Raw genomic sequence first — 12,978 nt, forward strand, 5'->3', positions numbered from 1 at the left:
CGTTCACTCCTCACAGATATGATTTATCATCTCACTGAAATTGCGCATTATAACTTCCCAGCGGTAGTTGCTGTCGATATACGCTTTTGCATTGCGGCGCATTATGCCGTATTCCTCGGGGTGAGAGAACACATAGTCAAGCACGCCTTCAAATTCAAAATAGTTTGTGTAGTAAAGTCCGCCGTTGCTCTTTACGCAGTGCCCCTTGAGCACCTCGCACACGCCGTTTACTATAACGGGCACGGAAAGAGTCATGGCTTCAAGTACGGATATGGAAAGACTTTCAAAAGCAGAGGGCAGCACAAGGCACTTCGCTCCCGATATGCCGCTGAACTTGTCCTCCTCGCTGACGAAGCCGAGACTGATAATATCCTTATCCCTGGGTATCTCGCAGACGGGCTTGCCCATGAGAACAAGCTTCAGACCGCTGTCAGGACGGCGCTTTTTGTACTCCTGAAAGTATCTGAAAAGCTCGGGGCAGCACTTGCCCTCGTCGATACGTCCCACATAGATGATGTAGTCGCCCTCGATGCCGTATTTACTGCGGAAGCCTGCTTCATCGGGCTCGCAGGGCACTTCAACTCCCGTACCCATAACGCGGCAGGGCTTGTCCTTACAGTCAAAAAGTCCCTGCACCAGCGCCTTTTCCTCGTCGGTGAGGAAGATGAACGCCTTAGGGAGCTTGAAAAATGTCTCGTATGTCTTGAAATGTATAAAGGGCTCCTCATGAGCAGTGGGTATGAGTATGGACTTTTCAGCCACCTCGGGAAGTCCCTTTACCGTAAGGTAGTAGAGATAGGTCACGAAGATGAATATATCGTAATTATCCTTATTTTCGCGGATATAGTTTATAGCCGCAGGAGAATAGGGTCCCTGCTTCTCGAACCACTTTTCCTCGGTCTCGGTGTTGTAATTGGCAGTACCGCCGCTGAGGTACTTTCCGTTGAAGTCGTTGAAGTCCTTTGCGCGGAGCTTCTCAACAGGGAAACGGCGAACATGTACTCCGTTTATGTCCTCCTCGTCGGCTTTGTAGAAGTTTTCCCATGTGGTGTACTCCTGAGCCTTTGTGGTTATAACGTCAACTTCAAATTCGGCAGTAAGGCGCTCTGCGATAAGACGGGTGTAGTATTCCGAGCCGCCGTTGACTTCAAGTCCGTATCTCTGATTTACAAGCGCTATCCTTTTCATTCTTCTCCGATGACCTCTCTGAAAAACTTCCTGTACTTTTCAACTATAACGTCCCACGCAAAATTGCTGCGGACGTAATCTCCGCCGTTAATGCCCATTTGCCGAGCCCTGTCCCTGTTTCCGAGGAACCAGTCGGTGCAGCCCTCGAACTCGAAGTAGTCCCCGAAGTAAAGACCGCCGTTTGATTCCGATACGAAGTTCCGCGTAACGGGACAGCCGCTGTGTACCAGCACGGGGCGTCCGCAGAGCCAGCTCTCCATGATAACAAGGGAGAAGCTCTCGTTTTTGGACGGCTGACACAGGAACTCCGCCGCCGCCTGTCCGTTGTACTTGTCCTGCTTGTCCACGAAGCCCAAGTCGATGATGCGCTTCTGCTTTATGAGCTCAGCAGGGAGCTCTATGCTGCCGCCGCCGATGAGGACCAGTTTAAGGTCTGTATCGCGGCGCCTGATGTACTCCGAATAGTATTTAACAAGGGTGTGGACGTTCTTGCCCTCGTCCTTGCGTCCCGCATATATGATGAACGGGCTGTCGATGCCGAATTTCTTTCGGAAAGCCTCTGCGTCGGGAATTATACCCGTATCCATGCCTATACCCATGACTATGGTCTTGGTGCCGCTCTGTGAGAAGCCGAAAAGCCTCTCAGCCAGCTCCGCCTCGGGACGGGCATTGAATATCATGCCTGCGGTCTGAGGGAAAAGCTCCTTGTAGCGGCTTATATAGGCATAAGCCTCGTCGTGGAAGCAGGGTATGAACACAGCCTTCTCGGGGAAGAGCTTCGCGCCGTTATATGCTGTACACAGCAGATAGGGTATGAACACGAAGAGTGAGTATTCCTCATTGTGCTCTTTCATATAGTCGTAGAGCTGAGGGCAGTTCACCATTTCCGACAGGAAGATGTCCTCCTCCGCCTGAGTTATGCGATGCCCCTTCATAAGCTTGGCGTTCACCGCGTCAAAAGCGGCTCTGTCCCGCTTTTCCACCTTGAAACGCCTTACTGTTATGCCCTTTGAGGTCTTATCAATGCCCTCTTTGTTGAAATTTTCGCTCCAGTCCGAGCCTGCGTCCTTTATGCAGGTGGACAGTATCTCAAGGTCAACTCCCGCTTCATGGAGGTGGTCAGTTACCTCGCGGAGCTCCATTTCCGCTCCGCCGGGGATATTCTCTCCGTACCACGGGATAACAAATCCTATTTTTTTCATTTCAGTATCCTTATTTGGAAGCTGTGCCCTCGATAAAGGCTTTCAGCTTTGTCTCGAATATATTGCTGAGTCTTTCGTAGGAGAAGTACTCCAGACGTTTGCGCTGTCCCTCGATGACGCTCTCGCGGAGCTTATCATCGGTGAGGAGCCTGTCCATGACTGCTGCTGCGAATATAGGGTCGTTGTCGTCAAGGAGTATGCCGCTGCCGCCCAGAGTTTCCCCGATAGCGCTGGTATCGTATGCGATTATGGGCACGCCGAAGAACATGGACTCAACCAGCGGTACGCACAGTCCCTCATGCTCGCTCATGCAGAGAAAGGCGTCGGCAATATGGTAATACGCCAGTATCTCACTGAACTTTATATGTCCCGTGAACACAACGTCGTCGGAAAGTCCCAGAGCCTTTACGTACTTCACAAGGCGCTCGTTGTAGTTCTCCATGCCGTTTGCCGAGCCTACAAGTATAAGTCTCGAATCGGGGTTCAGCTTCCTGTAGCAGGCATATGCGCGGATAACGTTCTCCTGTCTCTTATTGGGAGCTATCCTGCCCACGAATATGATGTTCTTCTTGCCGTCGCGGTACTTCTTCATAGTGGCTTCATCGGGAGCCTGCCTGTAGTCATCGAACTTGGTCAGTGACGGGCTTATGTCTATTTTACAGGTATAGCCCATTCTGATGAGCTCAGACTTATTGTACTCCGACACCGCAAGAACGTAGTCCACCTTGTCGCGGAGGTACTCAACGCCCTTGTAGCCGTACTCCGTCAGCTGTGTGGCAGGTGCGCTGTATGGGCGGAAGAATTCGGGGGGAGTGATGTTGTGGTATATCATCACCCTGCGGCACTTGTAATTGTCTATCTTAAAGGACAGATCCGTGCCTGTGGACTTGTGGTATATGAGCACATCGTCCTTTTTCAGGTCGCGGAGCTTGTCAGCCTTTACGGCTGCGCCCTCGGGAAGTCTCTTGTCTATATTTTCGGCGTATATCTCGGTAGTATAACCCATTTTGCCGATTATCTCCTTCAGCCACAGTGCGTCGTTGCCTACGCCGTCACCGAATGAAAGGGTAGGAAGTATCTGAACTACTCTCATTTACTGACGCTCCCCGTTCAGTCTGCTGCGGAGCTCCGCATTCTCACGCTCCAGCTTGTCAAGGCGTATCATAAGCTCCTTGTGGGCAAGCTCCATTGCCTCCACCTTGCTGCTCATATCAGCGGACTTGCTCTCGGACAGAGCCTTCATAACTGTCACCGCATTGGCGTTGAAGTCGTTCTGCTCAAATACCGCAGGCTCCACGTAGAACTTCATCATCTTGCGGAGTATCTTCTTGAAGAACACCTTTATGCCGCTGCCCTGAAGCTCCTTATAGGGCTGTATATAGTAATGTGTGCTGATATAGTCAAGAGCCTCGGAGAGCGAGCCGCTCTGGGCGTTCTTCTTGTAGGGAACGTCCTCAAAGCTGAGCATATCCGCAGTAAGTCCCTGCTCCTTTATTTTCTGCTTTATTTCCGTCATTATCTCTTCAATGTTTATGCTTCCGTTTTCCATGGTTTATCCTTTCTTCACGGCTACTACCGCGTAATCCTGACTTCCGAATATGATGTCGGATACGCGCTTCATCGCCTCATTGAACTCAGCCGTATTCTCTGCCTCTGCACATTTCAGAGGAGGTATCTCAAAGGGCGGTCTGCTGCTTTCTGTATATATTATCTCGATGTCCTTAAAGCCTGCCTTTTCAAGGTAATATTGCAGCGTTAATGGGTGTACGGGCTTTATATGGGACGGGTCGATGTAGAATGCATTCGTGTAAATGGACAGCGATGTGGGATTTGGTGTCTCCATAATAATACAGCCGCCGTCCTCAAGGCGCTCGTATGCAGTATTGCACAGGCGGATTATCTGATGAGGTTTAAGGTGCTCCACCACCTGTCCCACGAAGATGCCGTCAACGCCCTCGGTCTTTTCAAGGAAGTCGCAGCCGTCGCCGCAGGTGGCTCTGAGGCCTTTCATATTGCAGTATTCAGTATAAGGCTCATAGATATCCACACCCTCGGCAGGTATGCCGTTATCCTGCATGAGAGACAGGAACTCTCCTCTGCCGCAGCCGATATCCACTACCTTTTTCTTATCGCGGTAGAATTTAAGGTAGAACTCCTGAGACTTCTTTATGCTCTCGATAGAGCCGCGGAAGTGGTTCTCAAAGTCGAAATAGTCGATATCGTCATAGTCAGAGCCGCTGCTCTCGGCAGCAGGCGCAGGGGTCTGCACAGCTGTCCCCGCGGACGTCGCCACAGGAGCTGCTTTCAGCTTCTTTTCCACGGAGCTGAGCTTGCTCTTGAGGAATTCCTCCTCGCTTGTGAGCCTTTCGATAAGGGTGTTGTTGTTCCTGAGATTCACGCAGGCAGCCTCAAAGTCTTTCCTGAGACCGCCGCCCTCAATGTCCTTGTCTGCGGCTTCGAGACCCGCAAGGATAAAACCGAAAAGCTTTCTTTTCAGCGCTCCCTTAATGCCCTTCTGATTTTTTATACTGTCTAAAAACTGCGATAAATTACTCATTTTTTTACCTCTTGAGCTTCCATGTGTGTTCGATGCGGGAAACTCCCACATCGCCCATTGCCGATATCATCTGTATCCTGTATGCCTGACGGAAATAGTCAATTGGTATGCCTTCGCCCTGCTCAACGGCGATGTCGATATTGTACTCGCCTGCCAGCAGTTCAACGTTTTTCAGCAGTATCTCCGCCGTACCGCTTTCGCTGATAGTTATGTCGGGCTGCTTGTCTATCCTGGTGTTAGTGCCGTAGCACTGAACACCGTTCATGTCAAATACTCCGAAGCCGAATACCGCGTCCGTTACGGGCTTTTTCACGGTATAGTCTATGCTGAGCCTTATGTCCTCGCCTGTGCGGAAGGTGTTCTGCTCGCTGCCGTCAGAAGCAAATGAGCGCACCTTTTTTATGCGCACCTCGCCGCTGCCCCAGCGCTTTCCCTCCTCGTCCTCGGAGACATCATCAGTACCGTTTTCGGACTTGCTCTTTTCCTGCATTTTCCTGCTCATATAGTCCAGGTATTCAAGGTCTATCTCCTTGGGAGGACCCTCAGCCTTGATAAGTCCCTCGTGTATCCATATGGCGCGGTCGCATATCTGCTCTATCTGTCCGAGAGCGTGGGAGACTATGACTATAGTCGTGCCCTGCGCCTTTATCTCCTTGAGCTTGTTGAAGCACTTGGTCTGGAAGTTTGCGTCGCCCACGGCGAGTATCTCATCTATGAGGAGCACGTCTGCGTCCACGTTTATAGCCACGGAAAATGCCAGTCGCATGTACATTCCCGAGGAGTAAGTCCTTACGGGATTGTCGATGAACTCGGCAAGCTCCGAGAACTCAACTATATCCTTGATACGTGCGTCTATCTCCTTTTTGGTAAGTCCGAATATAGCCGCATTGGTGTAGATGTTCTCCCTGCCGCTCATATCGGGGTGGAAGCCTGCTCCCAGCTCGATAAGGCTGGATACCCTGCCCTGAAGCTTTATAGTACCCGAATCGGGGTACATTATCCTTGTGAGGAGCTTCAATGTGGTGCTCTTGCCGCAGCCGTTGTGACCGATAAGTCCTATGGCTTCGCCCCGCTTCACGTCAAAGCTTATGCCGCGGAGCACCTTGCGCTCCTCATAGCGGCTGCGCTTGCGGAAAAGCAGACGCTCTTTCAGCTGAGCGCCCTTGTCAAGGTACACCTTGAAGCTCTTGGTCACGTTTCTGACCTCTATTGCGATATCGTTTTCCGCCATTACAGTTCCTCCGCAAAATGCCTTTGAAGCTTGTTGAATACGAATGCGCCGAATACAAGGAAGAATACTCCCAGACCTGCCGCCCAGAGAAGTGCGGTAAGGTCGGGTACCTGCTTCTCGTAAAGCACTGTTCTGTAGCAGTCGATTATATGAGTCATGGGGTTGAGATTGAACAGGGGCAGGTATTTTTCGGGAACTATAGACTTGGAGTAAACCACGGGAGTAAGATACATCCACGCCATAGCGACGATGCCGAGGATATGCTCCAGATCCCTGAAATAGACTGTTACTGCCGAGGCTATCATCGCCATGCCCAGTGCGAAGATGTACTCCACTATCATTATAATGGGAAGTGTCAGCACAGCTGCGAAGTTTATGCCTGCTCCCGTAACTATTATCACCGCAAATATTACTATGAAGCACAGCAGCATATTCACAAAGCAGCTGGTCACATAGGATATGGGTATTACCATACGGGGAAAGTATATTTTCTTGACGAGGTCCTTCTGTGATATTATGGAGGCTGCTCCCACGGTTATGGACGAGGAGAAGAATATCCACGGTATCAGTGCAACGAAGAGATAAAGGTAGTACCTGTCAATATCGTTGCGAAGTATCTTCGAGAAAACTATCGTGTACACTATCAGCTGGAAAAGAGGATTGATGAACGTCCACAGGAAGCCCAGCACCGAGCCCTTGTAGCGTCCACGCAGGTCTTTTTTCACAAGGCTGAATATCATTTGTCTGTATGCATACAGCTCTTTTATCGTACTCATTTATTGCTCCTTGAAGCGCTCAGACAGGCGTTTTCCGCCGAATGAGCATAAAATTCCATAGTATCTTTTAATTATATCACAAGGGCTCTGTACTGTCAAGTACAATGCTGCCCGTTCTCCCATATAAAGCGAAAATCCAAACAAAATGGAGAATTGAGAATTAAAAATTGAGAATGAATGTATCCGCTGCGCGGATATATTGAAATACTGTACTCGGCAACATAATAGAATCGACTTTTCGATCTGTGTCAGACAGGGCACGTAACAATTCTCCATTCTCAATTCTGAATTCTCAATTGAAAAAGGGCAGCCTTGCTGCCCTTTTGACTATTTATGGTATTTTCCGCCCTCTGCTATCTGGAATGCGCGGTATATCTGCTCCAGCAGCATTACTCTCGCCAGCTGGTGTGGAAAGGTCATCTTGGACATTGAGAGCTTCAATGCGCCCATTGCCTTTATCTCGTCGTCAAGTCCGAATGAGCTGCCGATCATGAATGTGACCGTACTCTGTCCGCCTACGCCTGCGGAGACTATCTTCTCCGACAGCTCGGGACTTGTAAGCTGCTTTCCCTCGATACACATAGGCACTATCATGCCCTTTGCATAGCGCTTTATCTGCTCAGCTTCCTTTTTGAGAGCGGCAGATATCTCCTTATCCGAGGGGTTATCGCTGAGTCGGCACTCGTCAAGCTCATGGAGCTCAAAATTGCAGTACCTCCCCAGTCTCTTTATATACTCGGCACAGGCGCTGCGGAGATATTCCTCTTTCAGCTTGCCTATGACTATAAGGTTTATATTCATCAGAAAATAACAGCTCCTCCCCTTGTTTCCACAGGAGCTACGCCCAGAAGGTAGTCCCTGCCCCTTGCAAAGCGTTCAAGGCTCCGCTGCACGGTGCTGTCCGCGATATTGGGACGGTTGTTGTCCTGACTGAGATGTCCCAGCAGGAAATGGGTAGTCCCCCGCTCAATGAGCTTTCCCACCTGCACGGCGCAGTCGTCGTTGGAGAGATGACCGTTCTGTGAGAGTATGCGCTCCTTTAAGTACAGCGGGTAGGGTCCCGTGCGCAGCATATAGTCGTCGTAGTTTGCTTCGATAAGCACCATGCGGCAGCCGTTTAAGGCTTCGTCCACCTCGGGAGTAACGTGTCCAAGGTCCGTGCATATGGCGCAGTACTTATCGTCCGAGGTATGTATGCGGTAGCCGCAGCTCTGTATAGCGTCGTGGGGCGTATTGAAGCAGCTCACCTCACTGCCGCCGCAGCTTATAGACTTGCCCGTCATGTCGATAACAGGTGAATTAACTGCTATCCTGTTGGTATCGCAAAGCCGCTGCAGGGTGCGCTTCTGACCGTAAACGGGCATTCCCGTTTTCTTGGTCAGCATTGCAAGTCCTGCAACGTGGTCGGAGTGCTCATGGGTAATGAATACTCCCTGTACTGCACTCAAGGGAATGTGGTTGACTTCAAGAGCTTCGCTGAGCCGCTTGAAGCTTACTCCGCAGTCTATGAGTATGCCGCCCTTTTCTGTTCCGATAAAGGTGGAATTGCCCTTGCTGGAGCTGAAAAGGGGATAAAGTCTTGCCATTGGATATTCTCCGTTCTTTTTTGAACATTATTATGCGCATAAGCGCTAAACTGATAGTTGAGAGTTTAGAATCAAGAGTTGAAAGTTGTGGTGTTGCCTTCGGCGACATTATTATATAACGTGAGCGGAACGAACACGTTGACTCTCAACTCTCCACTTTCAACTCTCAACTTATTTTATTGATCTCCGTGCCCTGTCTTGTTTCCTTGACCTCGTAGCCCAGAGCTGCTATCTTGTCGCGGAGCTCATCTGCAAGGGCAAAGTTCTTGTCCTTACGTGCAGCCTTGCGCTGTTCAACAAGCTCAAGCACCTCGGCAGGTATATCAGCAGAAGCCGAACCCGCATTGTCTGCAAGCTCCTTGGCGTTTGCAATAAGGTCAAGTCCCAGTACCTTGTCGAACTCTGTGATAAGAGCCAGCTTTGTAGCCGCATTTGCCTTTGATTTCAGCACGTCGTATATAACTGTGATACCCATAGCGGTATTGATATCATTGTCAAGAGCGTCCCTGAAATCCTTCATGAGACGGTCGTACTCAGCCTTGTCAATGTCGCCGCCGCTATCCTTAGTAAGAGGAGCTATCTTCTCAATGAGCTTGTTGTAAGCTGTCTTAGCGTTGTCAAGGTTATCCCATGAGAACACCAGTGACTTCCTGTAGTGCGACTGCAAGCAGAAGAAGCGGTATATCACAGGCTTGTAGCCCTTTTCTTCAAGGAGGGATACCGTCAGGAACTCGCCCTTGCTCTTGCTCATCTTGCCGCTGTTTGTATTGAGGTGGAGCACATGGAACCAGTAGTTGCACCACTTGTGTCCGAGGTAAGCCTCAGACTGGGCTATCTCGTTGGTGTGGTGAGGGAAAGCGTTGTCGATACCGCCGCAGTGGATATCAAGGTACTCGCCGTTGTTCTTCATGCTTATGCATGAGCACTCGATGTGCCAGCCCGGGTAGCCGATACCCCACGGACTGTCCCATTTAAGCTCCTGATCGTCGAATTTGGACTTGGTGAACCAGAGCACGAAATCAGCCTTGTTGCGCTTGTTCTCGTCAGCCTCAACGCCCTCACGAACGCCTACTGCAAGGTCTTCCTCGTTGAAATCGTTGAAAACATAGTATTTATCAAGCTTTGATGTGTCGAAATAGATGTTGCCGCCTGCTTCATAAGCGTAGCCATTGTCCATGAGAACGCTGATAACGCGTATAAACTCGTCGATATAAGTAGTTGCGGGAACTACTGTATCGGGCTTTTTGATGTTGAGCTTCTTGCAGTCCTCAAAGAAAGCGTCTGTGTAGAACTTTGCGATCTCCATGACAGTCTTGTGCTCGCGCTTTGCGCCCTTGAGCATCTTGTCGTCACCTGTGTCGCCGTCGCTGGTAAGGTGTCCCACGTCGGTGATGTTCATAACGCGGTTAACGTCATAGCCTGTGAAACGCAGGTACTTTTCGAGGATATCCTCCATGATGTAGCTTCTCAGGTTGCCTATGTGAGCAAAGTGATACACGGTAGGTCCGCAGGTGTACATATTTACCTTACCCTCAGCGTGAGGCACGAATTCTTCCTTTTTATGGGATAATGAATTGTATAACTGCATTGTATTTCCTCCAAAATATATTTTTGCAGGGACGCACAGTGTGCGTCCGCCAGTTTATTTATATTTATCGGGCGCACACTGTGCGCCCTTACAAGCTAACGACTAAAACGCCCATATTTCAGGCGGTGGGTTCTTTATCTTCAGCTTTGAGAAATACCCGAACATTACCAGAAACTCGGGCAGCACACGCAGTCCGTCACGGTAATAAGCGTCTATGCGCTTGCTGTCATCAGCTATGCCTTTATAGTTTCGCGGACATGAGAATGTCCACTCGGCAGTCAGGCTGTTGAAGCTGAGCCTGAAAAAGCCGGCGGGACTGTACTCGTCAAAGGCTTCAAGCAGGGCTATATGATCGCCTACAGTATCTGCAGCGCCTACATAAGCTGTGCTTCCGTCAAGGCTTACCGCCGCAAGAAAACTGCTGTCGGCTGTTACCGCCTCATTGACCGCCGCGTCCGAGGGATACCTAATTATATTCATCTGAGCCTCCTTACAATAACAAAAGCCCCCGAGGGTATACCTCGGAGGCGCAAATGCTCGTTTCCACTCCGTCTTGAACTCGTCTTATCCTTAACGCGGACGATACGCCGTCAGATACACACGCTTCCGCGCTTCCCTGCCGAAGCTGACAGCCGCACTTCACTTCTCCCGACTATGTGCTCACACCGACTGCACACTCTCTGCAAGTCCGCAAAAAAGCTACTCTGACTGCTACGCCTTTTTAGTGATTAGTTATTAGTGCTTAGTGATTAGTATAATCCAAGCTCTAAAAACTATTATATACTAAAAGAATAGTATTTGTCAAGATGAATCTAAAGCAAATATGAACAAATTGTAAACATTTCTCCCTGCCCTTGACTTTGCACCTGCAAAAGATTATACTTTATTTAGCACTCTAAGATACAGAGTGCTAATTCTATGACGGAGATGTTATAAATGGAAACCAAACAGTTCAAAGCAGAGTCCAAAAGACTTCTTGATATGATGATCCACTCGATCTATACTCATAAGGAGATCTTCCTCCGCGAGCTTATCTCCAACGCAAGCGACGCTATCGATAAGCTGTATTTCAAATCACTCACCGACGACAAGGTCGGTCTCAATAAAGACGACTTCGCAATATGGATATCCGCTGACAAGGACAGCCGCACCCTCAAGATCACCGATAACGGTATCGGCATGACAGAGGAGGAGCTTGAAAACAACCTTGGTACTATCGCAAACAGCGGCTCATTCAAGTTCAAGAACGAGAACAAGCTTGAAGAGGACAACCAGATAATCGGACAGTTCGGCGTAGGCTTCTACTCCGCATTCATGGTAGCTAAGAAAGTAACCGTTATCTCAAAGGCTTACGGCAGCGATAAGGCTTATCAGTGGGAGTCCGAGGGCGTTGACGGCTACACTATCACAGAAGCCGACAAGAAGAGCACAGGCACCGAGATAATCCTGGAAATGCTTGACGATACCGACGACGAGAACTACGGCGAGTTCCTCGACCAGTACAGGATAAAGTCTCTGGTAAGCAAATACTCCGACTATATCCGCTTCCCTATCAAAATGGAAGTATCCCACAGCCGTCCCAAGGAGCAGACAGAGGAGGAAAAGGAAGCAAAGAAGCCCCTTGAATATGAGGATTTCATTGAAGTTGAGACCCTCAACAGCATGACTCCACTCTGGAAGAAGAACAAGAACGAGCTCAAGGAGGAGGACTACAAGCACTTCTACACCGAGAAGTTCTTCGACTACAACGAGCCCCTTAAATACTCACACATCAGCAACGAGATGCCCGCATACAATGCCCTGCTCTATATCCCGTCAAAGGCTCCCTTTGACTACTACTCAAAGGAGTACGAAAAGGGCTTGCAGCTCTACTCAAACGGCGTTCTCATCATGGACAAGTGCGCAGATCTGCTCCCTGACTATTTCAGCTTCGTAAAGGGACTTGTTGACAGTGAAGACCTGTCCCTGAATATCTCCCGTGAGATGCTCCAGCACGACAGACAGCTGAAAGTCATCGCAAAGAGCATCGAAAAGACTATCAGCAACGAGCTGAAGAAAATGCTCAAAAACGAGCGTGAGAAGTACGAGGAGTTCTGGAAGGCATTCGGCTTACAGCTGAAATACGGCGTATACAGCGACTTCGGCATGAACAAGGACAAGCTTCAGGATCTGCTCATGTTCACGTCTTCAAACGAGCAGAAGCTGGTAACTCTTGACGAGTACGTTACAGGCATGCGCGAGGATCAGAAGTACATCTACTATGCAACAGGCGAGAGCGCAGCCCGTATCGAGCAGCTGCCCCAGACAGAGCTTGTCAAGGACAACGGCTTCGAGATTCTCTACCTCACAGACAATATCGACGAATTTGCATTAAAGGCTCTCATGCAGTACAAGGACAAGGAATTCAAGTCCGTATCTGCTGACGACCTGGGGCTTGAAACTCCCGAGAAGAAAGAGGAGCTCAAAGCCAAGGAGGAGGAGAGTGCTGACCTGCTCAAGGATATGCAGGAAGCTCTTGGCGGCAAGGTAACAAAGGTGGCTCTCTCACAGAGACTGAAATCCCACCCTGTATGCCTTACCAGCGAGGGCGAGATATCCCTTGAAATGGAGAAGGTGCTCAACTCCATGCCTACCGACCAGAAGATACACGCACAGCGGGTTCTGGAGCTCAATCCCGACCATGAGATATTCGGCAAGCTGAAAGCTCTCAGCGAGAGCGGCGACAAGGACAAGCTTGGCAAGTACGCAAAGCTGCTCTACGATCAGGCGCTCCTTATCGAGGGCATGAGCATAGAAGACCCTGTTGCATTCTCAAATCTTATCTGCGAGCTTATGTAAGCGCGGAGCCCG

Annotated in this window: 12 protein-coding genes; 1 reads left to right on the forward strand and 11 read right to left on the reverse strand. The window is 49.7% G+C overall.

The genetic code is table 11. From position 1 onward, the window contains the following. Positions 1-3 precede the first annotated feature (3 nt). The 11 genes from N774_RS0109620 to N774_RS0109670 form a co-directional block, all read right to left on the reverse strand. Positions 4-1,188: a glycosyltransferase family 4 protein gene (locus N774_RS0109620; protein WP_024861039.1), complete on the reverse strand. Its 1,185-nt coding sequence runs from the start codon at positions 1,186-1,188 to the stop codon at positions 4-6. Next, positions 1,185-2,390 carry a glycosyltransferase family 4 protein gene (locus tag N774_RS0109625; RefSeq protein ID WP_024861040.1) on the reverse strand — a complete coding sequence of 402 codons (1,206 nt, stop codon included), beginning with the start codon at positions 2,388-2,390 and terminating at the stop codon, positions 1,185-1,187. Before N774_RS0109625 ends, N774_RS0109620 begins: the two co-directional genes overlap by 4 nt. Positions 2,391-2,400: 10 nt before the next feature. Next, positions 2,401-3,483 (reverse strand): glycosyltransferase family 4 protein, encoded by a 1,083-nt coding sequence (locus N774_RS0109630; RefSeq protein ID WP_024861041.1) that lies wholly within the window; start codon positions 3,481-3,483, stop codon positions 2,401-2,403. Next, positions 3,484-3,939: a hypothetical protein gene (locus N774_RS0109635; RefSeq protein ID WP_024861042.1), complete on the reverse strand. Its 456-nt coding sequence runs from the start codon at positions 3,937-3,939 to the stop codon at positions 3,484-3,486. A 3-nt stretch (positions 3,940-3,942) separates the two neighbouring features. Further along, entirely contained in the window at positions 3,943-4,947 is a 1,005-nt protein-coding gene (locus N774_RS0109640) for a class I SAM-dependent methyltransferase (protein WP_024861043.1), read from the reverse strand. 4 nt (positions 4,948-4,951) lie between these two features. After that, positions 4,952-6,178, reverse strand: a complete 1,227-nt coding sequence (locus tag N774_RS0109645) for an ABC transporter ATP-binding protein (protein ID WP_024861044.1) — start codon at positions 6,176-6,178, stop codon at positions 4,952-4,954. Then, positions 6,178-6,954: an ABC transporter permease gene (locus N774_RS0109650; RefSeq protein ID WP_024861045.1), complete on the reverse strand. Its 777-nt coding sequence runs from the start codon at positions 6,952-6,954 to the stop codon at positions 6,178-6,180. The genes N774_RS0109645 and N774_RS0109650 overlap by 1 nt, the downstream gene beginning before the upstream one ends. Before the next feature lie 327 nt (positions 6,955-7,281). Beyond that, positions 7,282-7,758, reverse strand: coding sequence for a 23S rRNA (pseudouridine(1915)-N(3))-methyltransferase RlmH (rlmH, locus tag N774_RS0109655; RefSeq protein ID WP_024861046.1), 477 nt, complete (start codon positions 7,756-7,758; stop codon positions 7,282-7,284). Beyond that, entirely contained in the window at positions 7,755-8,540 is a 786-nt protein-coding gene (locus N774_RS0109660; RefSeq protein ID WP_024861047.1) for an MBL fold metallo-hydrolase, read from the reverse strand. Before N774_RS0109660 ends, rlmH begins: the two co-directional genes overlap by 4 nt. 166 nt (positions 8,541-8,706) lie before the next feature. Continuing rightward, on the reverse strand, positions 8,707-10,128 hold the full coding sequence (gene cysS, locus N774_RS0109665) for a cysteine--tRNA ligase (RefSeq protein ID WP_024861048.1): 1,422 nt from the start codon (positions 10,126-10,128) through the stop codon (positions 8,707-8,709). A gap of 102 nt (positions 10,129-10,230) precedes the next feature. Next, positions 10,231-10,608, reverse strand: coding sequence for a hypothetical protein (locus N774_RS0109670; protein WP_024861049.1), 378 nt, complete (start codon positions 10,606-10,608; stop codon positions 10,231-10,233). Between the two features lie 456 nt (positions 10,609-11,064). On the opposite strand from N774_RS0109670, the gene htpG reads away from it, so the two are divergent. Next, positions 11,065-12,966, forward strand: coding sequence for a molecular chaperone HtpG (gene htpG / locus N774_RS0109675; protein WP_024861050.1), 1,902 nt, complete (start codon positions 11,065-11,067; stop codon positions 12,964-12,966). Positions 12,967-12,978 lie beyond the last annotated feature (12 nt).

The sequence above is a fragment of the Ruminococcus flavefaciens AE3010 genome (assembly GCF_000526795.1).
Taxonomy (GTDB): domain Bacteria; phylum Bacillota; class Clostridia; order Oscillospirales; family Ruminococcaceae; genus Ruminococcus; species Ruminococcus flavefaciens_D.